This window comes from Pseudarthrobacter quantipunctorum, from assembly GCF_045291495.1.
In the GTDB taxonomy this organism is placed as follows: Bacteria; Actinomycetota; Actinomycetes; order Actinomycetales; family Micrococcaceae; genus Arthrobacter; species Arthrobacter quantipunctorum.
In genome coordinates, this window is record NZ_CP148033.1 from 1,531,028 (window position 1) to 1,556,554 (window position 25,527).

18 protein-coding genes and 2 tRNA genes are annotated in these 25,527 nt (G+C 65.5%); 9 read left to right on the top strand and 11 right to left on the bottom strand.

The window, feature by feature from the left end; translation table 11 throughout:
• Positions 1–39 precede the first annotated feature (39 nt).
• Positions 40–846, top strand: coding sequence for a transglutaminase family protein (locus WHH00_RS07025; protein WP_406637641.1), 807 nt, complete (start codon positions 40–42; stop codon positions 844–846).
• A 12-nt stretch (positions 847–858) separates the two neighbouring features.
• Here the strand turns inward: WHH00_RS07025 and WHH00_RS07030 are convergent, their stop codons facing one another.
• The 8 genes from WHH00_RS07030 to bcp form a co-directional block, all read right to left on the bottom strand.
• Positions 859–1,341, bottom strand: a complete 483-nt coding sequence (locus WHH00_RS07030; RefSeq protein WP_406637643.1) for a MarR family winged helix-turn-helix transcriptional regulator — start codon at positions 1,339–1,341, stop codon at positions 859–861.
• The gene (locus WHH00_RS07035; RefSeq protein ID WP_188727958.1) at positions 1,341–2,450 is read right to left on the bottom strand and encodes an LLM class flavin-dependent oxidoreductase; all 1,110 of its coding nucleotides are present in this window, start codon (positions 2,448–2,450) and stop codon (positions 1,341–1,343) included. Before WHH00_RS07035 ends, WHH00_RS07030 begins: the two co-directional genes overlap by 1 nt.
• A 136-nt stretch (positions 2,451–2,586) precedes the next feature.
• Entirely contained in the window at positions 2,587–5,820 is a 3,234-nt protein-coding gene (locus tag WHH00_RS07040; RefSeq protein ID WP_406637645.1) for an efflux RND transporter permease subunit, read from the bottom strand.
• Positions 5,821–5,889: 69 nt separating this feature from the next.
• Entirely contained in the window at positions 5,890–7,392 is a 1,503-nt protein-coding gene (locus WHH00_RS07045; protein WP_406637647.1) for a malate:quinone oxidoreductase, read from the bottom strand.
• Positions 7,393–7,471: 79 nt separating this feature from the next.
• On the bottom strand, positions 7,472–9,142 hold the full coding sequence (locus WHH00_RS07050) for an ABC transporter substrate-binding protein (protein ID WP_406637649.1): 1,671 nt from the start codon (positions 9,140–9,142) through the stop codon (positions 7,472–7,474).
• 172 nt (positions 9,143–9,314) lie between these two features.
• Complete coding sequence (locus WHH00_RS07055) at positions 9,315–9,989, bottom strand: fasciclin domain-containing protein (protein WP_350002614.1); 675 nt, start codon at positions 9,987–9,989, stop codon at positions 9,315–9,317.
• Positions 9,990–10,244: 255 nt separating this feature from the next.
• Positions 10,245–10,326: transfer RNA gene (locus WHH00_RS07060), tRNA-Leu, on the bottom strand.
• 109 nt (positions 10,327–10,435) lie between these two features.
• Complete coding sequence (gene bcp / locus WHH00_RS07065; protein ID WP_406637651.1) at positions 10,436–10,909, bottom strand: thioredoxin-dependent thiol peroxidase; 474 nt, start codon at positions 10,907–10,909, stop codon at positions 10,436–10,438.
• Between the two features lie 96 nt (positions 10,910–11,005).
• Here bcp and WHH00_RS07070 point away from each other — a divergent pair, with 96 nt between their 5' ends.
• Positions 11,006–11,467, top strand: coding sequence for a MarR family transcriptional regulator (locus tag WHH00_RS07070; RefSeq protein WP_350002668.1), 462 nt, complete (start codon positions 11,006–11,008; stop codon positions 11,465–11,467).
• 236 nt (positions 11,468–11,703) lie between these two features.
• On the opposite strand, the gene WHH00_RS07075 is transcribed toward WHH00_RS07070, so the two are convergent.
• From WHH00_RS07075 to WHH00_RS07085, 3 genes are all read right to left on the bottom strand, one after another.
• A tRNA-Lys gene (locus WHH00_RS07075) sits at positions 11,704–11,779 on the bottom strand.
• A gap of 114 nt (positions 11,780–11,893) precedes the next feature.
• A complete protein-coding gene (locus WHH00_RS07080; protein ID WP_406638520.1) occupies positions 11,894–12,850 on the bottom strand; it encodes a PQQ-dependent sugar dehydrogenase in 957 nt (318 codons plus the stop codon).
• A gap of 160 nt (positions 12,851–13,010) precedes the next feature.
• The gene (locus WHH00_RS07085; protein WP_406637653.1) at positions 13,011–14,150 is read right to left on the bottom strand and encodes a hypothetical protein; all 1,140 of its coding nucleotides are present in this window, start codon (positions 14,148–14,150) and stop codon (positions 13,011–13,013) included.
• Between the two features lie 267 nt (positions 14,151–14,417).
• Here WHH00_RS07085 and ilvD point away from each other — a divergent pair, with 267 nt between their 5' ends.
• The 7 genes from ilvD to WHH00_RS07120 all read left to right on the top strand — a co-directional run bounded on the left by ilvD (position 14,418) and on the right by WHH00_RS07120 (position 25,495).
• Entirely contained in the window at positions 14,418–16,136 is a 1,719-nt protein-coding gene (gene ilvD / locus WHH00_RS07090) for a dihydroxy-acid dehydratase (RefSeq protein WP_406637655.1), read from the top strand.
• Positions 16,137–16,481: 345 nt separating this feature from the next.
• On the top strand, positions 16,482–18,389 hold the full coding sequence (locus tag WHH00_RS07095) for an acetolactate synthase large subunit (protein ID WP_406637657.1): 1,908 nt from the start codon (positions 16,482–16,484) through the stop codon (positions 18,387–18,389).
• Between the two features lie 2 nt (positions 18,390–18,391).
• Positions 18,392–18,904 carry an acetolactate synthase small subunit gene (ilvN, locus tag WHH00_RS07100; RefSeq protein WP_009356538.1) on the top strand — a complete coding sequence of 171 codons (513 nt, stop codon included), beginning with the start codon at positions 18,392–18,394 and terminating at the stop codon, positions 18,902–18,904.
• A gap of 92 nt (positions 18,905–18,996) precedes the next feature.
• Positions 18,997–20,022, top strand: a complete 1,026-nt coding sequence (gene ilvC / locus WHH00_RS07105) for a ketol-acid reductoisomerase (protein ID WP_231457735.1) — start codon at positions 18,997–18,999, stop codon at positions 20,020–20,022.
• A 126-nt stretch (positions 20,023–20,148) separates the two neighbouring features.
• On the top strand, positions 20,149–21,738 hold the full coding sequence (serA, locus tag WHH00_RS07110) for a phosphoglycerate dehydrogenase (RefSeq protein WP_104184856.1): 1,590 nt from the start codon (positions 20,149–20,151) through the stop codon (positions 21,736–21,738).
• Positions 21,739–21,947: 209 nt separating this feature from the next.
• Complete coding sequence (locus WHH00_RS07115; protein WP_406637660.1) at positions 21,948–24,743, top strand: ABC transporter permease; 2,796 nt, start codon at positions 21,948–21,950, stop codon at positions 24,741–24,743.
• On the top strand, positions 24,740–25,495 hold the full coding sequence (locus WHH00_RS07120) for an ABC transporter ATP-binding protein (RefSeq protein WP_104184854.1): 756 nt from the start codon (positions 24,740–24,742) through the stop codon (positions 25,493–25,495). The genes WHH00_RS07115 and WHH00_RS07120 overlap by 4 nt, the downstream gene beginning before the upstream one ends.
• The last annotated feature ends 32 nt before the right edge of the window (positions 25,496–25,527 follow it).

Below are 25,527 nucleotides of genomic sequence, written 5' to 3' on the forward strand. Positions count from 1 at the left end.
AAGCGGCGGCTTCTTTCCTGCCGACACCCCCGGAGAGTCATGGAACGCACCGTTTCCGCACGCCTGGTCTTCAAGACCGCCCCCAACACCAAGGTGGCCATGGCCATAGCCGCCGCCAGGAACACCGGATACTCGTCCTTCGAGGAAAGCCTGTCCATCACGGCCGGCGGCGGGCAGGTTCCCGTGAGCGAGGTTCCGGACCACCACGGCGGCCGGCTCCACTACATGGAGTTCGCCGAACCGTCCGAGGTGGTGGTGGAGTACACCGCGACTGTGGCAGGCCGGGCCCGGCCGGAAGAAGCCGGGCTGGCTGACCGCATCCGCTACGTTCGGCCCAGCCGCTACGCGGAGTCGGACCGCCTCCTGCCCACCGCATACGCAGAATTCGACGGAGCCGCCGGCGGGGAGCTGCTGCACGCCGTGCGGAACTGGGTGAACGGGGAACTGCGGTATATCAGCGGCTCCTCCCGCGGGACGGACGGCGCGGTGGAAACCCTCCTGAGCCGCCGCGGTGTCTGCCGGGACTTCGCGCACCTGGCCATCGCATTGCTGAGGTCCAAGGACATTCCGGCCCGCCTGGCTGCGGTGTATGCCCCCGGCCTGAGCCCCATGGATTTCCATGCCGTCGCAGAGGCCTACGTGGAAGGCGGGTGGCACGTGATCGATCCCACGGGGCTGGCCCCGCGGGAGTCGATGCTGCGGATCACGGCTGGCCGGGACTCGGCCGACACGGCCTTCCTGTCCACGGTGGGCGGAAGCCTGACGTTGAGCCAGATGCAGGTCACGGCCGTGGTCAACGGCACCCTGCCGGTGGAAGACCCCGCCAGGCTGGTGGCCCTGGGCTAGCGGAGTCCTGGGCTAGCGGGAGTCCTGCCGGGGCTGCCGCTGGTCAAGGGAACTGCGCAGCTTGGCGGTGAGCCGCATGAGTTCCTTCTGTTCCGCCTGCGTCAGCGCGGGGCCCATGAGTTCGGAGATGTCGCGCACATGCTCACGGCCAATCTCCTTCTGGAGTTCCCGCCCCTCGTCAGTAAGTTTCAGGAGCACACCACGGCCGTCCTCAGGCGCCGGCATCCTCGCGATGAGCCCGCGCTTCTCGAGCCGCTCCACCAGCCGGCTGAGGCTGGACTGGCTCAACAGGACGTTGTCGTTGAGTTCGTTCAGCCGCAGCCAGCCGGAGGGACAGCGGGACAGGGTGAACAGGACGTCGTACTCGTTGACTGCCAGCTTCCGGAAGGCCGGGCCGGACTGCAGCTTCCGCATCACCGCAACCTGGGCCCGGAACAGCGACTCCCAGGTTTCTGCGGCGAGCCGCACCGGCGACTCTGCGCTGTTGCCGGCCATCACGCGTCCGCGGCGGACTTTTCCGCGTCCTGGGCGGCGAGCAGCGCGGCCACCCGGCCGGCGTGCGTGGGCGGCTCGGGAACGTGGGCCGGCTTGCGGGCCGCGTACTCCTTCCGCAGGACGGGCAGGACCTCCTCGCCGAACAGGTCCAGCTGCTCCAGCACGGTTTTCAGCGGCAGGCCCGCGTGGTCGATCAGGAACAGCTGGCGCTGGTAGTCGCCGAAGTACTCCCGGAATGTCAGGGTTTTCTCGATGACTTCCTGCGGGCTGCCCACGGTGAGCGGTGTTTGCGAGGTGAAATCCTCGAGTGAGGGGCCGTGGCCGTAGACCGGCGCATTGTCGAAGTAGGGGCGGAACTCCTTGACGGCGTCCTGCGAGTTCTTCCGCATGAAGAACTGTCCCCCGAGGCCCACGATGGCCTGGTCTGCCTTGCCGTGGCCGTAGTGCTCGTACCGTTCGCGGTAAAGGCCGATCAGCTGCTGGTAGTGCTCCTTGGGCCAGAAGATGTTGTTGGCGAAGAAGCCGTCGCCGAAGTACGCCGCCACTTCGGCGATCTGCGGCGTGCGGATGGAGCCGTGCCACACAAAGGGGGCGACGCCGTCGAGCGGGCGGGGAGTGGACGTGAAGTTCTGCAGCGGCGTCCGGAACTTGCCGGACCAGTTCACGGTGTCCTCGTCCCAGAGCTTCCGCAGCAGGCTGTAGTTCTCGATGGCCAGTTCCACGCCGTCCTGGATGTTCTTCCCGAACCACGGGTAGACCGGCGCTGTGTTGCCGCGCCCCAGGACCAGGTCAACACGGCCGTCAGCCAGGTGCTGGAGCATCGCGAAGTCCTCGGCGATCTTGACCGGGTCATTGGTGGTGATCAGCGTGGTGGCCGTGGACAGTGTGATGCGTTCCGTCTGCGCGGCGATGTACGCAAGGGTGGTGGTGGGGGAGGAGGAGAAGAAAGGCCGGTTATGGTGCTCGCCGAGGGCGTAGACATCCATGCCGATTTCCTCGACTTTTTTGGCGATGGCCACCGAGGCCTTGATGCGTTCGTTCTCGGTGGGGGTCTGCCCCGTGGTGGGGTCAGTGGTGATGTCGCTGACGCTGAAAACACCGATCTGCATGATGTGCCTTTCCCTTCCTGGACTCTCCGGGCTTGGTTCCAGTGTAGTCCAATGTAGATGCATTTGCATCTATCGGCATGTACAACGCATCCCGGAGGGAAATATTCCGTGGGGCCTGCCCGCAGGCAGTACGTGCCTAGGCGGGGCCGCCGGGGGCGGCACGGCGGCCGCTGGTCTTGGGAACCATTCCCGTGGTCCAGTCCCTGAATTCCTCGTCGACGTCCGGTCCGGGCCCGAATTCCGGACGTGCCTGAAGGTCCCGGAGCAGGGCCTTCTTCTCACGCCTGCCCTCCACCAGCCTGTACAAGACCGGCACCAGGACCAAGGTCAGCGCAGTCGAGGAGATTAGCCCACCGATAACCACAACCGCCAGCGGCTGCGAAATGAAGCCGCCACCGCCGGTAAGGCCCATGGCCATGGGCGTCAGCGCGAACACGGTGGCGAGCGCGGTCATCAGGATAGGGCGCAGGCGCTGCCGTGCCCCGTGCGTGATGGCGTCCGCCACGTTCATGCCCGGCCGGCCGTCCCGGGGCTGCCGGTACTGGTTGATGAGGTCGATCAGCACGATGGCGTTGGTGACCACGATCCCCACCAGCATGAGCATGCCGATCAGCGAGGGAAGTCCCAGGGGCACGCCCGTCACCAGGAGCAGCGCCACGGCGCCGGTGGCTGCGAACGGGACCGATACCAGCAGGATCAGCGGCTGGATGAGGGATTTGAAGGTGGCCACCATGATCACGTAAACAATGGCGATGGCCGCCAGCAGCGCCAGCCCGAGCTGCTGGAAGGATTCCTGCTGCTGGGTGGTGGCCCCGCCGATTTCGGCGGTGACCCCCGGCGGCAGCTGGACGTCCGCCAGGCGTTTCTGGACCTCCGCGTTGACCGCACCGAGGTTGGAGCCCGACGGCGTCACGGACACGCGTGCCGTGCGCTGGCCATTGCTGGCGGTGATGGACACCGGCACGTCCACCTGTTCCACTGAAGCGATGCTTCCCAGCGGCACAGGCCCGCCCGCTGCCGGGAGCGGAATGCCACGGACGGCGTCGATGCTGGTGAACCTGGTGCCCTGGCCGATCTGGACAGGGAAGTCGTTGGTGTCGATCCGGACTTCTCCGGCCGGGATGGGGCTGATGGTGGAGGCCAGGACCCCGGCAACCTGTTCCTCGTTGAGCCCGGCGGCTGCCGTCCTGGCCCGGTCCACCTTGACCTGGACCACGGGTTGGCTGGCCGCGAGGTTGGTTGCCACCTCGCTGGTGCCCGGCACCCCGGTCATCGCCGCAACCATGGTGTCGCTGGCTTCCTGGAGGTCGGCAGTGGTGGCTGCCTTCAGGGTGATGTCCACAGTGGAGGATGTGCCGAAACCGCCCTGCTGGGTCCCTACTGAGATCTTGCCGGAATCGGGCACCTTTGCCAGTTCGCTGCGCACCGTCTCCTGCAGCTGCTCCTGGTCCGCCTTCTCGTCCGTCACCACGGTGAAGGTGGAGTTGGACGAACCGGTGGAGGTCAGGGCGGCGAAACCTGCCTGCGCATTGCCTGACGTCACCTGGATGTCCTTGACGCCGTCGATGCCCCGCAGCACTTCCTCAAGCCGGATGGCTGCCGCGCTGGTGTCGGCGAGGGTGGTGCCGGCCGGCAGGACCTGGCGGACTGTGAGGCTGTTCTGTCCCGAGTTGCCCAGGAGGTTGGTGGCCAGCAGCGGTGTCATGGCGGCGGTGGCACCGAGGACCAGGGCTGCGGCCACCAGAGTGATCACGGGATGCTTCTGGGTGTTGGTGAGGATGGGCAGGTAGCCGCGCTGGAGCCTGCTGCGCTGTTCGGCTTCCATCGCCCGGGCACGGGCCTCGTCCGCGTTCCGCCGGGCAGCAGCCGGCCCTGCCGCAGCCGCGGCTGCCGGGGCATCGGTGTTTTTCAGGAACCAGTACGCCAGCACGGGAACGATGGTCAGCGAGACCAGCAGCGATGCGAGCAGAGCCATGGTGACGGTGAGGGCGAACGGCCTGAAAAGTTCGCCCGCCAGCTCGCCCACGAAAGCGATGGGGAGGAATGCCGCCACGGTGGTGAGGGTGGAGGCGGTGATGGCCCCGGCCACCTCCCTGATGGCGGTCAGGATGGCTGTGACCTTGTCCTCGCCGTAGCTCAGGTGCCGCTTGATGTTCTCGATGACCACGATGGAGTCATCCACCACGCGGCCGATGGCGATGGTGAGCGCGCCCAGCGTCAGGATGTTCAGGGAGTATCCGGTGGTGGACAGGCCAATAAACGTGATCAGGAGCGAGAGCGGAATGGAGACCGCCGTGACCAGGGTGGAGCGGGTGGACATCAGGAAGACCAGGATGACCGCAACGGCGAAGCCCAGGCCCAGCAGGCCCTCGGTGGTGAGGTCCTTGATGGACTTCTCAATGAACGGGGCCTGATCGAACACCGGCGTGAACTTGGCATTCGAGCCCAGTTCGGCCTCAAGTTCGCCAAGCGTGTCACGCACCGCGTGCGAGATGCCCACCGTGTCGCCCTCAGGCTTCTTGGTCACGGACACGGCGAGGGTTTCCTCCCCGTTGGTCCGTGTGATGGACGTCCGTTCGTCATCCTTCAGGGACACCTCCGACACGCTGCCAATGGTGGCCCCGCCCTGTGCACCCGCCAGCGGCAGCGCCTCGATGGCTGCCAGGGAATCCACGGGGCTGCCGATCTGCAGCGAGAGGGTCTTGCCCTGCTCCTCGAGCGTGCCGGCCGGGACCAGCGCGCCGTTGTTGGCCAGCGCGTCCCGGATGGACGTGATGCTCGCACCCGCCGCGGCCATGGCGTCGGCGCGCGGAAGGATCTCGATGTGCTGGGAGGCGCCGCCGGTCACGTCAGCGCCGCGGACGCCGTCGATCTTCTGCAGCCGGGGCACGCTCAGCCGCTGGAGGTCGGCGTTCAGCTCGCTGAGCGTCTTGTCCGAGGACACGGCCAGGAAAACAATCGGGAAGTCGCTGATGCTTCCGGCGATTGCCTGCGGCTGGACGTCCTCGGGCAGGGAGCGCTTGGCGTTCGAGATGGCCCGGTCGATCTGGTTCCGCGCCCGGTCCAGGTTTGCACCATAGGTGAACACCATGGTGATCTGCGAAACGCCGTTGCGCGAGGTGGAGGAGGTGGATTCGAGCCCTTCCACGCCGTTCAACGCAGTTTCCAGCGGCCCGCTTACCTGCTTGTCCACCACCTCCGGGGAGGCCCCGGGCATGGCGGTCAGCACCGTGATCTGCGGAAACTCAATCGAAGGGATGAGTTCCTGCTTCAGCGACGACATGGTGATCACGCCGAAGACGGAAGCGAAGACGGTGATCAGTGCGATCAGTGCCCGGTTTGCAAGTGAAAGTTGTGCCAGCCGGAACATCGCATGATCTCCTGTGGGGTTGAGGGACTGATACGGACCCGGAGGTGCCGGCCGCCGGCCCCGGCAGGGTCAGCGGCTGGCGGAAACGCTCTCCAGCTGAAGTGATGCGGCCGTCGCCTTTTCCAGCTCGGCAGCCAGGTCCGGGTTCTCGTCCAACTTGACCCCGTAGCCGGGCATCATGTCCTTGAGCTTGGACTGCCAGCCCTTGAAGTTCCGGGGGAAGGTCCTCTTCAGCAACTCGATCATGATAGGTACCGCGGTGGAGGCTCCGGGCGAGGCGCCCAGGAGCGCACCGATGGAACCGTCACGGCCGGCGATGACTTCAGTGCCGAACTGCAGCACGCCGCCCTTCTGCGGATCTTTCTTGATGATCTGTACACGCTGGCCGGCGGTGATCAGTTCCCAGTCGCCGTCCTTGGCCTCCGGGTAGTACTCACGCAGGGCCTCCACCTTGTCGGCGTGCTTCTTGGCCACTTCCTTCACCAGGTAGGCGGTGAGGTCCATGTTGTCCTTGGCCACTGCCAGCATCGGAATGATGTTGCTGGGCCGGATGGACAGCGGAAGGTCCAGGTACGAGCCGTTCTTCAGGAAGTTGGTGGAGAATCCGGCGTAGGGGCCGAACAGCAGCGACCGCTTGCCGCCGACGTACCGGGTGTCGAGGTGCGGCACGGACATGGGGGGAGCGCCCACCGATGCCTGGCCGTACACCTTGGCGCTGTGCTGCGCGGCAATGGTTTCGTCGGTGCAGCGGAAGAACTGCCCGGAGACCGGGAATCCGCCGTAGCCTTTGCTTTCCGGGATCCCTGAAGCCTGCAGCAGGTGCAGGGCGCCGCCGCCGGCGCCCACAAACACGAACTTGGCGTGGATCTTGCTGTGCTCCCCGGACTTGGGGTACTTCAGCGAAAGGTCCCAGCCGCCGTCGGAAGCCCTGGAGATTCCGGTGACGTCATGGCCGTAGTTGATTTCGACGCCGTTGTTTCCGAGGTAGGTGGTCAGCTCGCGGGTCAGTGCCCCGAAGTCGACGTCGGTGCCCTCGGCTGCGCGCGTGGCGGCAACGCGCTGCTTCGGGTCGCGTCCCTTCACGATCAGGGGCGCCCACTTGGCGATCTGGGCGTGGTCCTCGGAGTACTCCATGCTCCGGAACAGCGGGTGGGGCTTGAGGGCCTCGTAGCGCGTCCGCAGGAACCGGGTGTGGTCCTCGCCGATGACGAAGCTCATGTGCGGCACCGTGTTGATGAAGCCTTTGGGGGATCCGATCAGCTTCTGGTCCACCAGGTGGGACCAGAACTGGCGCGAAAGCTGGAACTGTTCGTTGATGAGCAGCGCCTTGGAAGGGTCCACTGAGCCGTCTTTGGCTGCTGGGGAGTAGTTGAGCTCGCAGAGGGCTGCGTGGCCGGTGCCGGCGTTGTTCCATGGGTCGGAGCTTTCCAGCCCCGGCTGGTCCAGCCGCTCGAACAGGGAGATGGTCCAGTCCGGCTCGAGCTGCTTGAGGAAAGCCCCCAGCGTGGCGCTCATGATGCCGCCGCCAATCAGGACGACGTCGGCATGTGGGGTCTTGGAAATGAAGGTCACGATCAGTCTCCGATTGCAGCGGCTCTGGCTGTCACAGAATATCCCCGGGCAGCGGACATACTGAAATTGGACCGCTCCGTCAAGGCTTTAGTTGCACCTTCGTGAAAACTTCATTTAAGACCGGGGAGGCCGGATAGCTCAGTACGCGGTCGGAGAGGGCCAGTGCAGAGATGGGGAATGCAACGGGGACGGCCGGGACGGTGGCGGCGATCTGGGCGTTGATGGTGTGATATTGCTCATCCCGTTCCTCCCCTTCCGGAAGCCCTCGCGCCCGGTTGATCTTCGAGAAGACCTGGGGATCGTGGTAGCCGAATTCACCGTTCTTCTCCCCGAAAAGGGGTCCCACGAAGTTGTCGGCGTCGGAGTAGGAGCCGTTCCAGCCCAGGAGATGGAGCGCATGGTCGCCGGGGGACTGCACTTTCTGCAGGTAGCCGTCGGCCCAGTCCACCGGAACGGGCCGGATGTTGACCCCGACGGCTGTGAGCTGGCGGCTGATCTCGGCGTATACCTTCTCGGGTGTCGGCAGGTAGGGGCGGGTGACGTTCAAGGGATAGTAGAACTTCAGCTCCTCACCGGCATACCCTCCCTCTTCGAGATATTCCTTGGCCTTGGCGGGATCGTGGCCAAGCTCCGGGGCGTCGTTGTTGAAACCGCTGATCTTGGGCGGGACGAACTGTGTGGCCTTGGCAGTGTTGTCTATGAAGAACCGGCGGATCAGCGTTTCCTTGTCGATCGCCATTTCGATCGCCTGCCGCACCTTGAGGTTCTTAAGCACCGGGATGTCCTGGTTGATGCCCACGTACATCACGGAGAACGGGTCACGCTGGACAATCTGCTTTCCGCGTTTCACCAGCTGGTCGAAGTTGCCCACCGTGACGGCGTCGTAGCCGTCGATCTTGCCGTCCAGCAGGGCCTGGAGCCGCGCCTGCGGGTGGTCGTAGGCGACGAAGTTGATGGTGGCAATCTGGCCGCGTTCCCCCCAATAGGAGGTGTTGGTGGCCAGGGTGACACTTCCTTCGTCCCAGGAGGCGAGGCTGAACGGTCCGGTCCCCACCGGACTGGTCCCGAAGACGGACACGGGCTGCCCGCCGCGGTTCTGGTCCAGGACCTCGGCCGTGCCCGCGGCGAGGGCAGCCGGCGAGGCGATGGCGAAGGCAGGCAGGGTGAGGGCCTGCAGGAAGGCGGTGAAACGCTGGGTGAGGTCAATCTGCACAGTGTCCGCCGATACGGCTGTGCAGCTTTTGAAGATCGAAAGCTCCGGCTCGTCCGAGTGGGCCTTGAAGACATCCTTGAAGGAGCTGCCGGGGGCCTGCCGCCGTAATTCGGGGGAGAAGGCAAACCAGCGGTTGAAGTTGGTGCACACGGCGTCGGCGTTGAACGGGGTCCCGTCCTGGAACACGACGTCGGTCCGGAGCTTGAAGGTGTAGGAGCGGCCTTCGTTGGATTCGGCCCATTCCGTTGCGAGCAATGGCGTGGGTTTCCCGGTGACCTGGTCCACGCCCACAAGTCCCTCGAGGATCTGGCGGGTGATGCGCTGGGACTCAACGTCATTGGAAAGGGCAGGATCCAGGCCCAACGGCTGGGCCGCTGTTCCGAAATTGAAGGCGGCGGCGGGCTCGGGGGCGGCGGTTGCGCTGGGGGAGCCGGATGTCGGCGAGGGGGCTGGAACAGCGGTGCACGAGGTCACGCCCAGGGCCAGGAAAACAGCGCCGGCCTTGATGACCGTCCGCCGAGATGTACTGCTGGGCACTCGATTATCACCTCAGGATCTTGCCGGTTCCGCCGCGTGCGGACCGTAGCCCAGTCTAGTAGACGCTGCCTGGAGCTACCGGGACCCGGCCGGACCCGCCGTGGCAAAAAGCCGGGGGCCGTCCCTTCGGACAGCCCCCGGCTTTACCGGAAGGAATAGACCTGCCTGGTGCTTACTTGGGCATCAGCACCGAGTCGATCAGGTAGACGGTTGCGTTCTTGGTCTGCACGCCGCCGCAGATCACGTTGGCGTCATCCACCTTGAGCTCGTCGCCGCTGCCGGTCACGGTCACGCTGCCGCCCTGGACGGTGGCGTGGGTGCCGGCGATCATGTCAGGAGTGATCTGGCCCGGAACCACGTGGTAGGTGAGGATCTTGCTCAGGAGGGCGTCATCCGTCTTGAGGGTTTCGATGGTGGCCGCATCGATCTTGGCGAAAGCGTCATCCACCGGTGCGAAGACCGTGAATTCGCCACCGTTAAGGGTGTCCACCAGGTCCACCTTGGGGTTCAGCTTTCCGGACACTGCTGACGTGAGGGTGGTGAGGATCGGGTTGTTGGATGCTGCGACCGCAACCGGGTCCAGGGCCATGCCCTCAACCGAGCCTGCGCCTGAGGGAACCTGCTCGGCGTAGGCAGCACAGCCGGGGCCAACCAGGTTGGCGGCCGGGTCCATGGCGGCAGCAGAGGCGCTGGCCGAGGGCGAGGGGGCCATGCTGGACGCGGACGGCTCGGCTGCAGGGGCGGATGAAGCGGTGGTGCCCGCGGAACCGCCGCAGGCAGTCAGGCTGAGAAGGGCTGCTGCTGCAACGCCTGCGACGGTGAAGGTTGTGCGCTTGATGGTCTGCATGTCGGTTTCTCCTTGATTGTGGCAATTACCCGCCGCGGACGTGGTGCCTGTGGCGTCTTTCGAAACTTGCTGGTGGGCACCTGCCCTTGGCTGGTGTCTCACTGTCTATTCGGCCGGCGGCAGGATGCGGATGGGTAAATTCCCTGGAGTTTTTCGACGGGAGCTGAATCAGCCCTCTGTGCCAGTGCGGAAGGGACGCGGCGGAAGGGACGTTAAATGCAAAGGTCCCCCGGCCAAAGCCGGGGGACCATGCAGTGCGCAAGGGGGGACTTGAACCCCCACGCCCGAAGGCACAGGAACCTAAATCCTGCGTGTCTGCCAATTTCACCACTCGCGCAGGGCTTCCGGCCGTTGTTGCCCAAAAAGGCCCGACGGCGGATGCCAGTGTCCATTGTAGCGTCGCCGCGGCAGGACCTTAGGTAGGGACCGCTGGCAGCGGCACCTTCTCAGGCGTCCAGGTTCAGGTCCCGCCGAAGTTTGGCCACGTGGCCGGTGGCCCTGACGTTGTACTGGGCCAGCGCAACCTTCCCGTCCGGGTCCACAACAACGGTGGAGCGGATGAGCCCCTCGTAGGTCTTGCCGTAATTCTTCTTCTCGCCCCAGGCGCCATATGCCTCGGCAACTGCATGGTCTGCGTCCGAGAGCAGAGGAAAGCTCAGGCCTTCCTTGGCTGCGAACTTGGCGAGTTTCTCCACGGGGTCCGGAGAGATGCCCACGACGTCGTAGCCTGCTGACTGGAGGGAGGCCAGGTTGTCCCGAAAGTCGCACGCTTCCTTGGTGCAGCCCGGCGTTGCGGCTGCCGGGTAGAAATACACAATCGTGTGGCGGCCTGGACGCGGAGACAAACTGACGTCGGTGCCTGCGGAATCCTTCAAGGTAAATCCGGGCGCGTCGTCACCGGTAACGAGTCTTTCAGCCAATGTTTTTCTCCTAGTTGCAGGCGGGACACACCAGCCTAGTAAGCGCCGGGAACCAGCGCTAATCCCCACTTGGCTATACTGGCTGCTATGCCTGATATGGATCACTGGCCCACGGGGCGCCTCTTGTCCACTGCCGCGCGCCTCGTCGAACACTCCTGGAACGAAAAACTCGGCGCCATCGGCCTCACCCACGCCGGGGTTATCGCCATCGAGGTCCTGGATGCCCAGGGCCCCATGACCCAAGCCCAGCTTGCGCAATACGTTCGTGTCCAGGCCCAGACCATGGGCAAGACGCTCAGCCGGCTGGAAGCCCACGGACATATTGTCCGTGTCCGCAGCACCTCGGACCGCAGGAGCCATGTCGTTTCGCTTACCGAGCAGGGCAAGGAAGCGGTTGCGGCTGCGGTGGAAATGGAGCGGTCCGTGCTGGCCTCCGCTTCGATCGATCCGGACCTGCTGCGGCAGGAGCTCCAGGCAGTGGTGCGGGAACTCGCCAGCCAGTTTGCCAATTCTCCCGGCGACGGGGCATTGGTGGAGAATTCGCCGTCTACACGCTAAACCGGCGGTCTTGACGCCCAGGCGTGGCCACAGCTTCACAGCTGGGGCCACGCTTTTTTGTTGCCGCCACATCTGCCGCCGCGGGTGCCCGGTGGCCGGAGCAGAAGCGCAAACAATACGGCAAGGTTAAACAGGAAGACTGTTGCCGGAAGCCAAAGAGCAGGGCGGCCGCATTGCGGCGCACAACAAAACAGCCCCCGGTTCGCGTTTCCACGAGCCGGAGGCTGTTTTCCCAGTGGTGCACCCCCCGGGACTTGAACCCGGAACCCATTGATTAAGAGTCAATTGCTCTGCCAATTGAGCTAGAGGTGCATCTTGTTTGCTGTGGTCATCGGGCTTTTCTTTCCCCGTTGACCTCCGCAACGACATGAAACTCTACACGAACTTTCAGCCCATGTGAAATCGGCGTCCCGGCCGGCTCCCGCCTCACGGGGATGGGGGCAAAACCAGCACAAAATCAGGGTTTTCGTTGTTGGTCAGAAGCCAGAACCCGCCTTCCGGGGTACGCACGACGTCGCGGATCCTGCCGAACTGGCGTGTGAAATGGGCCACAGGCGTCCCGGCTTCAGCACCTTCCAGGGGAACTGTCCACAACCGCTGACCCCGAAGCGCCCCCAGGTATGCGGTGGAGCCCACGATCTCCAGCCCGCTGGGGGAGGATTCGGCCGTTGAAGGCCACACGACTTTTGCGTCCTGGAACTCGGGGCGGCCCGGCGCGCCGGTCACCGCAGGCCAGCCGTAGTTCCCCGCGGGAACAACCAGGTTCAGCTCGTCATTGACGTCGGGGCCGAACTCGCTGGCCCACAACCGTCCTGCGCTGTCCCATGCGAGTCCCTGGACGTTCCGGTGGCCCAGGCTGTAGACCGCGTTGCCGAAGGGATTGCCCGGCGCGGGACCGCCGTCGGGCGTCAGCCGCAGGATTTTGCCGCCGAGGGCTTGGGGGTCCTGGGGCTGGTCCCTGCGCTGGGAGTCGCCCGTCCCCACGTACAGGAATCCGTCCGGGCCGAAACGGATCCTGCCGCCGTTGTGGGTGTTGGCCTTCGGAATGCCGGTGAAGATGGGCTCGGGTTCGTCCAGGGACAGTGCGCCGCCGGATTCCTGCACCCTCACCCTCGCGATCCTGTTGTCCTCCCGTGCCGTGAAGTACATGTACAGGTATCGGTCGGCCGCAAAGGCGGGGGACAGTGCAAGCCCCAGCAGGCCGCCCTCACCGGCGGCGGCCACCCCCGGAACTTCGCCCAGGGTTACGTCCCTGCCTCCTGCCGGCACGGTTTTGAGGAGGGCAGTATTCCGCTCGGAGATGATGGCCGTACCATCCGGCAGGAACACGGCGGACCAGGGGATGTCCAGTTGAAGTTCAAGGCGTTCGGCGGCGTCCGGCAAGCGCACCCCGGTTGCCTCCGGGAGGGTGGTGCTTCCGGTCGGCCCACTACCGGGCCCGCCTGTGCAGCCCGCCAGAAGCAAAGTGAGGCAGGCCGCGGCGGCAGCAGGCAGACAATTTTGGAGGCCGGAAAAGGCCTGGCCGGACCCGCCCGGTCCGCGCCTAGAGACGCCTGCGCCGCGGAGTCCGGAAACCCGCTGCCTCGGCATGCGCCTCCGACTCAAACCAGACGTCAGCCCGGACCTGTTCATAGTCGGGGTGTCCCTCCTCGTAGTAGACCATGGCCCCGGCATCGCCCTTCACGGTGTATCCGCCAGGGCCGCTGCCGTCTGCTCCGGCGGCCGCTGAGCCGGCGCCGTAGGGCTCGTCCGCTGCAAGGTGGCCCGCGGGTTCGGGCGCTGGTGCTGCCGGGGGCTGCTGGGTGCGGTCCGCTCCGGTTTCCACCAGCGCGGAGGACTGGGTGCGGTCCGCGGTTTCAGTGGTGGCGGCGTGTCCGGACACAACGCCAGGCGCTGAGGGTGCCGTTGAGCTGTCCCCGTGTACGGGCTGTGGTGCGCCGGCGCCGGCGCCCGTAGGCGTCGGAGCCTGTGCTGCGGTCCCGGCGTCGTCAAAGCCCTCCACAGCAGCTGTTTCTGCGCCCGGGAGCGTTGGAGCGTGGGGCTCGGTGTACTCGGGGTGGTGGACCGGGGCGCGGTGGTATTCCGCATCCGGCACTGCCGCTGGTTCAGCCTGCTGTCCCGTAGCAGCGGGCACGCCGCTTCCTCCGGCCGGATTCACCTGGGCCGCATGGGTGGGAACGCCACCCGTCGAGGTGCCGCCCCTGGATGCCGCACCGGGGGAAACAACGGAGGAGCCCGAAGCCTCCGACCACTGTGTTTCCCACTCTTCGTTGTCCTGGCGGCGTGCGTCCTGGCCGGACGCAGCCGGGGCTGCACCGGTTCCGGACGCTCCGGACGTGCCGGTTGCTGCAGCGGCCGGGGAGGCCGGGCCGTACTCGTCCCGCTCCTCCGTGCCCGCGGTCCGGTCCGTAGCCGTTGCCGGGGCCGGCGCCCCCACGTGATCGTCAGCCGTGGTGGGAGCCGCAGGTTCGGCGGGGCGGCCGAAGCCTGCTGCCCCGGCGATGCCGGTGGTGCCGGCGGCTTCAGCGGACGCCGCGGCGCTGCCGCCGGAAAGCGCTCCGTCCGCCCGGGTCCGCTCCGCGGTGGAAGCCCCCGGTGCCTTGGCTGAACTGCTCCGTTTGAGCAGCCACCACACGACGCCCACTATGACAACAAGCAAAATAATCCAGAAAACAAAATCCATGGCAAGCCCTTCAGTCCGGATGGCGAGGTGTACTTTCCCTGACGCTACGTCCGGCGGTCACAACTGTCCAGATTGAGGGGAACTTCAGAAGTGTCTGTGCAGGTTGCCGAGCTTCCGTGAGGTACGCCACAGACGGGGGAGGTCATTCCCGGGCCGTCTCATTATCTGAGATGCGTGTCCATCATCTGATTGAAATTTTCTGTTTTTTGGGCGTAAACGTCCCGGATCTGTCGTTGCGCCGTTCGGCGGAGCCATAGACTTTCCCCTATGAGTGACACCCACATCGCAACCGAGAACACGCCTGACATCAAACCCCGGAGCCGGGTTGTAACCGACGGAATCCACGCGGCTCCAGCACGTGGCATGTTCCGGGCGGTCGGCATGGGGGACGACGACTTCGCAAAACCCCAGGTCGGTGTGGCGAGTTCCTGGAACGAGATCACTCCCTGCAACCTCTCCCTGAACCGGCTCGCGCAGGGCGCCAAGGAAGGCGTGCACGCGGGCGGCGGTTTCCCCATGCAGTTCGGCACCATCTCCGTGTCCGACGGCATCTCCATGGGCCACGAAGGCATGCACTTCTCCCTGGTTTCCCGCGAAGTCATTGCCGACTCCGTAGAGACCGTGATGCAGGCTGAGCGGATCGACGGATCCGTGCTGCTGGCCGGCTGCGACAAGTCCCTTCCCGGAATGCTCATGGCAGCAGCCCGCCTGGACCTGTCCAGCGTGTTCCTCTACGCCGGATCCATCATGCCCGGCTGGGTCAAGCTTGAGGACGGCTCCGAGAAGGAAGTCACCCTCATTGATGCCTTCGAAGCCGTCGGCGCGTGTGCTGCCGGCAAGATGAGCATGGAAGACCTGACGCGTATTGAAAAGGCCATCTGCCCGGGCGAAGGCGCCTGCGGCGGCATGTACACGGCCAACACGATGGCCTGCATCGGCGAGGCACTCGGCATGTCCCTGCCCGGCTCCGCCGCGCCGCCCTCGGCAGACCGCCGTCGTGACGAATTCGCCCGCAAGTCCGGCGAGGCGGTAGTCAACCTGCTGCGCAAGGGCATCACCGCCCGCGACATCATGACCAAGAAGGCCTTCGAGAACGCCATCGCCGTAACCATGGCATTCGGCGGCTCCACGAACGCCGTCCTGCACCTGCTGGCCATCGCCCGCGAGGCCGAGGTCGAGCTGACGCTGGACGACTTCAACCGCATCGGGGACAAGATCCCGCACCTGGGCGACCTCAAGCCCTTCGGCCGCTACGTGATGACCGACGTCGACAAGATCGGCGGCGTGCCCGTCATCATGAAGGCACTGCTGGACGCCGGCCTGCTGCACGGCGACTGCCTCACCGTCACCGGCAAGACCGTGGCCGAAAACCTCGACGCCATCAACCCGCCTGACGTGGACGGCAAGATCCTCCGCGCGCTGGACAATCCCATCCACAAGACCGGCGGCATCACCATCCTGCACGGCACCATGGCACCCGAAGGCGCCGTGGTGAAGAGCGCAGGCTTTGACGCCGACGTCTTCGAAGGAACCGCCAGGGTGTTCGAGCGTGAGCAGGGTGCCCTGGACGCGCTGGACAACGGCCAGATCAAAGCCGGCGACGTCGTGGTGATCCGGTACGAAGGCCCCAAGGGCGGCCCCGGCATGCGTGAAATGCTGGCCATCACCGGCGCCATTAAGGGTGCCGGCCTAGGCAAGGACGTCCTGCTCCTCACCGACGGCAGGTTCTCCGGCGGCACCACCGGCCTGTGCATCGGCCACGTGGCGCCGGAAGCGGTCGACGGCGGCCCCATCGCCTTCGTCAAGGACGGTGACCGGATCCGCGTGGACATCGCCGCCCGCAGCTTCGACCTGCTGGTGGACGAGGCAGAGCTTGAAGCCCGAAAGGTGGGCTGGGAGCCCCTGCCCGCAAGGTACACCAAGGGTGTCCTGGCCAAGTACGCCAAGCTGGTGCACAGCGCCAGCACGGGCGCATACTGCGGGTAGCAGCTGCGTTTCGGCGGCTAACCCCAACTAGGTAGCACTAAGTGTCGTTTTGGACGCTCAGAACGACACTTGCTGCTACCTAGTTGGGGGAGCCAGCCAAAGAGTGGACAATGAAGTCCACATGGTGAGATCGGGTGGTGCCTCGTTGACACCCGTCACACCAGAGGGAAAACTGAACGCATGACTTTCGTTACCGGCATCGTCGTCGTCCTTACCAAGCGCGTGGCACATTAGCCCCGGGTAACGAACCGTCACGCGCAACCCCTCGAAGAGCCGCCAGGCTGAGGGGTTTTTTTATTTCCCGCAGTATCCACGAACCACAGATGATCCACAAGGAAGAGTCCGATGAGCAAAGGATCGCCGATCAGCCCCTCGCTGATGGCTACTAAGTCCGCTGGAGCCACCAAGGCTCCGGAACGCGCCGACCGGACGGCTGAGCAGGCCGTCGTCGCCGCCGACCTTGCTGCCGCCTCTCCTGTCCTTGGGCCGAACAACGTTGTACCCCCAACGGTGATGTCCGGCTCGCAAGCTATTGTCCGCTCGCTCGAAGAACTCGGCGTCGACGATATTTTCGGTTTGCCCGGTGGCGCGATCCTGCCCACCTATGACCCCTTGATGGCCTCCAGCATGAACCACGTGCTGGTCCGTCACGAACAGGGAGCCGGCCACGCCGCGCAAGGCTACGCCATGGTGACCGGGCGGGTGGGCGTGTGCATCGCCACCTCGGGCCCGGGCGCCACCAACCTCGTTACCGCCATCATGGACGCCCACATGGACTCCGTTCCCCTGGTGGCCATCACCGGCCAGGTGTCCAGCGGCGTGATTGGAACCGATGCGTTCCAGGAAGCCGACATCGTGGGCATCACCATGCCCATCACCAAGCACTCCTTCCTGGTGACGGACCCTAACGACATTCCGCACGTCATGGCGGAAGCGTTCCACCTCGCTTCCACCGGACGCCCCGGTCCTGTCCTTGTGGACGTGGCCAAGGATGCCCAGGTTGGGCAGATGACGTTCTCCTGGCCGCCGAAGATCGACCTGCCCGGCTACCGCCCGGTTACCCGCGGGCACAACAAGCAGGTGCGCGAGGCCGCCAAGCTGATCGCAGCGGCGAGCAAGCCCGTGCTGTACGTGGGCGGCGGCGTCGTCAAGGCGCACGCCTCGGCGGAACTGCTGGCGCTGGCCGAGGCCACCGGAGCCCCTGTTGTCACCACACTGATGGCCAAGGGCGCCTTCCCGGACTCACACCCCCAGCACATGGGGATGCCCGGCATGCACGGCACGGTCTCGGCCGTGACCGCCCTGCAGCAGTCCGACCTTCTCATCACCCTCGGTGCCCGGTTCGATGACCGCGTAACCGGTGTCCTCAAGACCTTCGCACCCATGGCGAAGGTTATCCACGCCGACATCGACCCTGCCGAGATCTCGAAAAACCGCACGGCGGATGTGCCCATCGTCGGGTCCGTCAAGGAAATCATTCCTGAACTCACCGAAGCTGTGCGCACGCAGTTCGAGGCATCCGGAACCCCTGACCTCACCACCTGGTGGGCCTTCCTGAACAACCTCAAGGAGACCTACCCGCTGGGCTGGACCGAACCCGATGACGGGCTCAGCGCACCGCAGCGTGTCATCGAGCGCATCGGCGCCCTGACCGGGCCCGAAGGCGTGTACGTTGCCGGCGTGGGCCAGCACCAGATGTGGGCAGCGCAGTTCATCAAGTATGAGCGTCCGCACGCCTGGCTGAACTCGGGCGGTGCAGGGACCATGGGGTACGCGGTTCCGGCGGCCATGGGCGCCAAGGTGGGTGAGCCGGACCGCGTGGTCTGGGCTATCGACGGCGACGGCTGCTTCCAGATGACCAACCAGGAACTGGCCACCTGCGCCATCAACAACATCCCCATCAAGGTGGCGGTGATCAACAACTCCTCCCTGGGCATGGTCCGGCAGTGGCAGACCCTCTTCTACGAGGGCCGGTACTCAAACACCGACCTCAACACCGGCCATGACACCGTCCGCATCCCGGACTTCGTCAAGCTGGGGGAGGCCTACGGCTGCGCCTCTTTCCGCTGTGAACGCGACGAGGACATCGATGCCACCATCCAGAAGGCACTCGAAATCAACGACCGCCCGGTGGTCATCGACTTCGTGGTGAGCCCGAACTCAATGGTGTGGCCGATGGTGCCCGCCGGCGTGAGCAACGACCAGATCCAGGTTGCCCGCAACATGACCCCGGAATGGGAAGAAGAGGACTGACCATGAGCCGCCACACACTGTCCGTCCTGGTTGAAGACAAGCCCGGCGTCCTGACCCGCGTCGCGAGCCTCTTCGCCCGCCGTGCCTTCAACATCAACTCCCTGGCTGTTGGTCCCACCGAGGTTCCGGGCATTTCCCGGATGACCGTCGTCGTCGATGCCGACGGCGACCTGATCGAGCAGGTCACCAAGCAGCTCAACAAACTGATCAACGTCATCAAGATCGTTGAGCTGACTTCTGAATCTTCCGTACAGCGAGACCACATCCTGGTCAAGGTACGTGCGGATGCCGCGACACGTCTGCAGGTGACCCAGGCTGCAGACCTGTTCCGTGCCGCCGTCGTCGACGTGTCCACAGACTCGTTGGTGATCGAGGCAACCGGTACCCCGGAGAAGCTTGCAGCACTGCTCTCAGTGCTGGAGCCCTTCGGCATCCGCGAAATTGTGCAGTCCGGCACCCTGGCCGTTGGACGGGGATCCCGCTCCATGAGTGACAGGGCGTTGCGTTCCGCCTAGGAAGCTGCCCGGGCCCGGCCCGGCAGCAGGCAACGCCCGCAACCGCACCACAAAGACACCTATCTACAACCCACTCAAGAGGAGTTACGCAAGTGACTGAAATGTTTTACGACGACGACGCCGACCTGTCGATCATCCAGGGCCGCAAGGTAGCCATTGTTGGCTACGGCTCCCAGGGCCACGCCCACGCGCTCAACCTGCGCGATTCCGGCGTCGAGGTTGCCATCGCCCTCAAGGAGGGCTCGACGTCGATCGCCAAGGCCGAGGACGCAGGCTTCACGGTCAAGAACGTTGCCGACGCCGCCGAATGGGCCGACGTCATCATGATCCTGGCGCCGGACCAGCACCAGCGCTCGATCTACAACGACTCCATCAAGGACAAGCTGAAGCCCGGCAAGGCACTTGCCTTCGCCCACGGCTTCAACATCCGCTTCGGCTACATCCAGGCTCCGGAAGGCGTTGACGTCATCCTGGTTGCCCCGAAGGCTCCCGGCCACACCGTGCGCCGCGAATTCGAAGCCGGCCGCGGCATCCCGGACATCATCGCCGTCGAGCAGGACGCCACCGGCTCCGCCTGGGACCTGGCCAAGTCCTACGCCAAGGCAATCGGCGGCACCCGCGCCGGCGTCATCAAGACCACCTTCACCGAAGAAACCGAAACGGACCTCTTCGGCGAGCAGGCCGTCCTGTGCGGCGGTGTGTCCCAGCTGGTCCAGTACGGCTTCGAAACCCTGACCGAGGCCGGCTACCAGCCGCAGATCGCCTACTTCGAGGTCCTCCACGAGCTCAAGCTCATCGTTGACCTCATGTGGGAAGGCGGCATTGCCAAGCAGCGCTGGAGCGTTTCCGACACCGCGGAATACGGCGACTACGTTTCCGGTCCCCGCGTCATCACCCCCGAGGTGAAGGAAAACATGAAGGCCGTCCTGGCCGACATCCAGTCCGGTGCCTTCGCCAAGCGCTTCATCGAGGACCAGGACAACGGCGGCGCGGAGTTCAAGGCACTGCGCGCCAAGGCTGAGCAGCACCCCATCGAGGCTGTTGGCCGCGAGCTGCGCTCCCTCTTCGCCTGGCAGCAGCAGGACGTGGACTACGTCGAAGGCTCCGCAGCCCGCTAAGGCTGGCTCAACGTGCCGTTATAAAGACAGACTGTGAGGCCGGGTTCACACTTAACAATGTGAGCCCGGCCTTTCCGTCGGCCTAGACTTGTTTTATCCCCCGGACTGCAACGCAGAGGATCAGCCGTGTCAAAACCCGTAGTACTGCTCGCCGAAGAACTTTCCCCCGCCACCGTCGAGGCCCTGGGCCCGGACTTCGAGATCCGCCAGACCGACGGCGCCGACCGTTCCCAGCTGCTCTCCGCCATCGGCGACGTTGACGCGATCCTGGTCCGCTCGGCCACGCAGGTGGACGCCGAAGCGATCGCCGCTGCGAAGAACCTCAAGGTCATCGCCCGCGCGGGAGTTGGCCTGGACAACGTGGACATCAAGGCAGCCACCCAGGCCGGCGTCATGGTGGTCAACGCCCCCACCTCGAACATCGTTTCGGCAGCTGAACTCACCGTTGGCCACATCCTCAGCCTGGCCCGCCACATCCCGCAGGCAAGCGCAGCCCTGAAGGACGGCGAATGGAAGCGCTCCAAGTACACGGGCATCGAGCTCTTCGAAAAGAAGATCGGCATCATCGGCCTGGGCCGGATCGGGGCCCTCGTGGCCGCCAGGCTGAAGGGCTTTGACACCAAGATCCTCGCCTACGATCCCTACATCACCTCCGCACGTGCGGCACAGCTCGGCGTGCAGCTCGTGACCCTGGACGAGCTCCTGGCCCAGGCAGACTTCATCACCATCCACATGCCCAAGACGCCGGAGACGGTGGGCATGCTGGGCGCGGACGCCTTCAAAAAGATGAAGAGCACCGCCTACGTGGTCAACGTGGCCCGCGGCGGGCTCGTGGACGAGGAAGCTCTCTTCACCGCCCTGCAGGACGGTGAAATCGCCGGCGCCGGCGTGGACGTCTTCTCCAAGGAGCCCAGCACCGACCTGCCGTTCTTCAAGCTGGACAACGTGGTGGTCACCCCGCACCTCGGCGCATCCACGGACGAAGCACAGGAAAAGGCAGGCGTTTCAGTCGCCAAGTCCGTCCGCCTTGCCCTGGCCGGTGAACTGGTTCCCGACGCCGTGAACGTGGCCGGTGGCGTCATCGCCCCCGATGTCCGTCCAGGCATCCCGCTGATCGAGAAGCTCGGCAGGATCTTCACCGCCCTCACCCATGCCTCCCTGACCCAGTTCGACGTTGAAGTTGCCGGTGAGATCTCCTCCCTCGACGTCAAGGTCCTGGAACTGGCCGCCCTCAAGGGCATCTTCGCGGACGTTGTGACCGAGCAGGTCTCCTACGTCAACGCTCCGGTCATCGCCGAGCAGCGGGGCATCAACGTCCGCCTGATCACCACGCCTGAAACCGAGTCGTACCGGAACGTCCTGACCCTCCGGGGCGCCCTGAGCGACGGCACCCAGATCTCCGTGGCCGGTACCCTGACCGGCCCCAAGCAGATCCAGAAGCTGGTGGGCATCAACGGGTTCGAGGTTGAAATCCCCATCAGCGAGCACCTCGTGGTGGTGGCCTACACGGACCGCCCGGGCGTCATCGGAACCATCGGCCACATCCTGGGCATGAACAACATCAACATCGCCGGCATGCAGGTGGCACGCTCTGACGAAGGCGGCCAGGTGCTCGCGCTGCTGACCATCGACAGCTCCGTTCCCCAGCAGGTCCTGGACGCCATTAAGGCCGGCATCGGTGCCGAAATGGTGCGTGAAGTGGACCTGGAAGACTAGCCCCCACCCGGGAAACACCGTACGGCCGGCCGCCCCTCGGCGAGTCCCGGCACGGCCACGTATGATTGGCCGGTCTGCTTACAATGGCTGGGTCCTGATTCGGGACCGGGCCGGCAGGCCGGCCAATACCTTTTGCACATCCGTCCCCGTCCATGTCCGCATGGGCGGGGCGCGTATGTGCGCACGCAATCCAGGTTTCAGGGAGTTCCATGAACGCCGTCCAGAGGTTCATCAGAAGCAAAGTGCTGCTGTTGACCGCGGCCATCTTGATCGCAGCCATGTGCTTGTCGGTCCTTGTCCAAAGCCAGTCCCAGGCCGCGCTCAACAGGACCGTGGATGAAAATTCACGTGGCCTCTACGACGTCCTGGTCCAGGCCAAAGCGCCCTCAGGCTCGCTCATGCAGCCCGAGATTGCCAACGGCACCGGCGGGATCAGCTTCGAGCAGCTGGAGGCCATCAGGAAGCTCTCCGGAACCTCCGTGGCAGCCCCGATCAGCCTGGTCTCCCGCGTCACCCAGAACCTTGAATCCCCGCGCCTTGATGCCATGGACTACCTCGGCTACAACGCCGGGCTGGCCGGCACCGCCACCGCGGACCAGGCCGCCGGGGCAACCGCGCCGGACCAGTGGCCTGCGGCAGAGTCGGTGCTGGGCGATGAAAGCAGGAAGTACCGCCTGACGGCCAGCGCAGTCAGCTCCGATGGAGTCTCCGAGCAGACCCTGTTCAAGTCCACCGCCGAGGGCACCCTTGGCAAGGCCAGGCTCGTGGAGGAGCAGGCCGCCGGCGGCAGCAGCATCCGCATCGCAGCGCCCGCTGATGAAACCGGCATCAAGTTCCCCGCCCCGGCCGGCGGCTCCGAACACAACCTCTTCAACCTCTCCGTTTCCCTGCCCATGGCCCCCGAAATCACGGAATCCGTGGTCGCCGTCGATCCGGCTGCCGAACGCGCCCTCCTGGGATCCGCGGGCGACTTCCTGTCCCCGCTGGAAAAGGCACCGCCGGGCGATGCCCGCGGCGCCGGCGCGGTGGGACGCTACCTTGAGGGACTCTTCACCAACGGCATCAGCCTGGACGAGCTGGAGGAAGGGCCGGATTTCCTCGGCGTCAAACTGAAGTATTGGGCGCCGCTGATGACCCAGTACCAGCAGGCCAAGCGGAACGGGCAGCTGACGGATGATTCCCAGGCCATTCCGCTGATCGTCCGGTCCGGCACCTCCATCGACCTGAAGTACAACGTCAAGATCGAGGAGATCGACGACGCCGGAAAGGTCGTCAAGGACGTCGGCACCGTCTCACGGTCCCTGGACAAGGACTACCTGCCGTTCGTTTCGAAGGAACCCTTCGTCCTCTCCTGGCCGGGTTCCACGGACCACTCCTCACTGCTCGGCAGTACCGGCAACTTCAACCAGGGCCTCTACAATCCTGCCACCTGGAGCACCGACTTTGCCGCGGCGCCCAAGTACACCGACGGGGAAGCAACCGCCAACGGCGCCGAGGAAAAGACCGCAGTGCCCGGCGAGTGGGTCACCGTCAACAGGCTTCCCGAGAAGGGCGCCAACGGCGCGCCCGTTGACCAGACCCAGCGCGAACCCGTGGATGAGCGCTCCTACCGGGAGAACCTGGAAACCGGGGAGCAGGCAGCTGCCCCGCTGGCCATGGTGTACGGCACGTTCGATCCCTCGGCCGTTGCTGCTGCCGCCGGGGACGTCAACAAGCTGCCCCTGGGCGGTTACGATCCCACCCCGTTCACTCTGGTCAAGGACGCCGCGGGCAACGATGTTCCCGCCACGGAACTTGAACCCTCCCTCAGCGCCACCGGGCTCGCCAGCCAGTCCGCCGGCGCCATCACCGACTACTACGGCCTTGCTGCTGCCCGCGGCTACACCGAAAACGCCAGCGTGATCGACGCCGTCAGGGTCCGTGCCAAGGCGCCCGGCAGCTGGAAGGAAGCGCAGCCCGACGTCGAACAACTGGCCGGCGAGATCCGCGCGATGGGCCTGGAAGCCACCATTGTGGCCGGTTCCGCGCGGGAGGATGCCAGCATCTTCGTCCCGGGATACAGCAAGGACGACGCCGGCAAGGAATCTGCCCTGGGCACCGTCCAGCAGTCCTGGGTCCGGCAGAACGCCGCAGAGGCCGTCACCGGATCGCTGTCCGGCACCAACATCACGCTGCTCTTCCTGACCCTTTGCGGCGCAGCCCTCCTGACCGGCGCGTCCACGGTGAGCTACATCCGCAAGCGCAGGAGCGAGGCCGGTACCCTGCGTGCCATGGGGTGGACCCAGGGCCGGATCCGCCGCTGGGTGCTTGAGGAATTCGGCGTTGGGGCGGTCCTGCTGGCCGTGGCCGGGATCGTGCTGAGCCTGGCCAGCTGGAGCCTTTCCACAGCCCTGGTGTCCGCGTCCGTCCTGGTGCTGTACGCGGCGGCGGCCTTCTTCGCCGCTCAGCAGCTGCGCCACCGTGACGAGATCGACCAGGAACCGCAGCATGACGAACGGCTGATCCCGGTGGACTCACCGCTGACCTTCGCCAACCGCCAGCTGAGCACCAACAAGTTCAACACTTTGTCCCTGGCCGTAGCCGTGGGTGTGTTCGGGGCGGCAGCGGGCGGCCTGATTGCCCTGCTCATCGACATTCCGCGCGCCGCCGGCGCCAGTGCCCTGAGTGGTTTGGCCGCGGCAAGCGTCGCCTTGCCCAGCATCCTCCTGGCCCTCGCCGGTGTGGCTGTGGGCCTGGTGCTCACCCTGGTCACCGGGCGGTTTGAACTCAACGCCAAGCGCCAGTACCTTGGCATCCTCGAGGCCATGGGCTGGAACCCGGACATGCTCCGCCAGGTCCGGTTGTTCGAGAACGCGCTGGTGGGAACCGTGGCCCTGCCCCTGGGCGTGCTGGGCGCCCTGGGCATCGGCCTGCTGCTGGCCCCCTACGCCGCACTGTGGGCGGGCGTGGCCGGCCTCGTGGCTGTACTTTGCTGGATACCGATTGCAACGAAAGTGGTCCAATGACAAACCCGACCAACGTCCAGCGGAGCCGCAGGTCCGGCTCCGGTGAGGTCCCCCTGCAGACCCGGGCCAACACCATCGTCAAGGCCGCCGACCACGCCACCCCGCTGGAACTGAGCGACATCACCATCCGCTATGGCGGCGGCAAGGGCGGCGCCGAGGCAGTCAGCGTGGTGGAAGGCTTCGACCTCACCCTGCACGCCGGTGAGATGCACTGTGTTGCCGGGCGAAGCGGCTCCGGCAAGACCAGCATCCTGACCGTCGGCGCGGGGCTGACCCTGCCGACGTCGGGCCGCGTCTTCTGGGAAGGCGATTCGCTCGAAAGCATGGGCGACGACGAAATCGCGGACCGCCGTCGTGCATTGATCGGTTACGTTGACCAGGGCGGCGCCCTGATCGACGGCATGAGCGCCCTCGAGAACGTGCTCCTCCCGGCGGTTCCCGACGGCGAGGTGGACCAGCGGCGGGACATGGCCAAGGACCTGCTGGACCTTGTTGGCCTTGGCCGGCGCATGCGGCACCGTCCCGCCCAGCTGTCCGGCGGCGAACGCCAGCGCGTGGCCATCGCCCGGGCACTGATCCTGGGCACCCGGGTCCTGGTGGTGGATGAGCCCACCGCGAGCCTCGACCGTGCCTCGGCAAACCGCATCATCAGCATCCTGAAGGACACCACGTCGGACGGAATCGCCGTGCTGGTGGCCTCGCACGACCACGAACTGGTCCGCCTCAGCGATACCCTGACCGAACTCATCTAGCCCGTCCCTCCCCACCGAAGGTAACGTCCTCC

What these genes read in the sequence shown, in the direction of transcription:
- WHH00_RS07025 (WP_406637641.1), top strand. Translation starts at nt 40, where the DNA reads ATGGAACGCACCGTTTCCGCACGCCTGGTCTTCAAGACCGCCCCCAAC.
- WHH00_RS07030 (WP_406637643.1), bottom strand. Translation starts at nt 1,341, where the DNA reads ATGGCCGGCAACAGCGCAGAGTCGCCGGTGCGGCTCGCCGCAGAAACC.
- WHH00_RS07035 (WP_188727958.1), bottom strand. Translation starts at nt 2,450, where the DNA reads ATGCAGATCGGTGTTTTCAGCGTCAGCGACATCACCACTGACCCCACC.
- WHH00_RS07040 (WP_406637645.1), bottom strand. Translation starts at nt 5,820, where the DNA reads ATGTTCCGGCTGGCACAACTTTCACTTGCAAACCGGGCACTGATCGCA.
- WHH00_RS07055 (WP_350002614.1), bottom strand. Translation starts at nt 9,989, where the DNA reads ATGCAGACCATCAAGCGCACAACCTTCACCGTCGCAGGCGTTGCAGCA.
- WHH00_RS07070 (WP_350002668.1), top strand. Translation starts at nt 11,006, where the DNA reads ATGGATCACTGGCCCACGGGGCGCCTCTTGTCCACTGCCGCGCGCCTC.
- WHH00_RS07085 (WP_406637653.1), bottom strand. Translation starts at nt 14,150, where the DNA reads ATGGATTTTGTTTTCTGGATTATTTTGCTTGTTGTCATAGTGGGCGTC.
- ilvD (WP_406637655.1), top strand. Translation starts at nt 14,418, where the DNA reads ATGAGTGACACCCACATCGCAACCGAGAACACGCCTGACATCAAACCC.
- WHH00_RS07095 (WP_406637657.1), top strand. Translation starts at nt 16,482, where the DNA reads ATGAGCAAAGGATCGCCGATCAGCCCCTCGCTGATGGCTACTAAGTCC.
- ilvN (WP_009356538.1), top strand. Translation starts at nt 18,392, where the DNA reads ATGAGCCGCCACACACTGTCCGTCCTGGTTGAAGACAAGCCCGGCGTC.
- WHH00_RS07115 (WP_406637660.1), top strand. Translation starts at nt 21,948, where the DNA reads ATGAACGCCGTCCAGAGGTTCATCAGAAGCAAAGTGCTGCTGTTGACC.
- WHH00_RS07120 (WP_104184854.1), top strand. Translation starts at nt 24,740, where the DNA reads ATGACAAACCCGACCAACGTCCAGCGGAGCCGCAGGTCCGGCTCCGGT.